Genomic DNA, 372 nt, shown 5'->3' on the forward strand with positions numbered 1-372 from the left:
TGGGAGGCGCCCGCCGGGCAGCCGGGGCCTCGAACGTTCGCCGCGCCGCGCGTGCCGGAAGCGGCCGAGCCCGTCCTCGCCCCCGGCGCCCCGCACGAACTTCCGCCGGGCCTCGCCGCCGCCGACACGGCCGACGGCCGGCCGGCCGTCAGGCACCTCGGGGACCGACCGCCCACCTACGACGCCGAGCCCGCCGCCCTGCCCTCCGCCACCTCGGAGAACCTGGACGGCCTCGCCCCCGACACCGTCCTGGACGGCGCGCGGTACGGGACGTACACCCTGCGCGCCGCCTCCGTACGCGGCGACTCCGCCCGCTTCCGCGGAGAGCCCCGGCGCGACGGGCTGCTCACCGCCCGCTTCGGGGCCGCCGAG

At 80.6% G+C, this 372-nt stretch carries 1 pseudogene; it reads left to right on the forward strand.

The annotated features are described in order from the left end of the window. Positions 1-372, forward strand: a pseudogene (locus CR470_RS38520) (protein phosphatase 2C domain-containing protein); the annotation flags it as partial.

The sequence above is a fragment of the Streptomyces sp. rh34 genome (assembly GCF_002551245.1).
Lineage (GTDB): Bacteria > Actinomycetota > Actinomycetes > Streptomycetales > Streptomycetaceae > Streptomyces.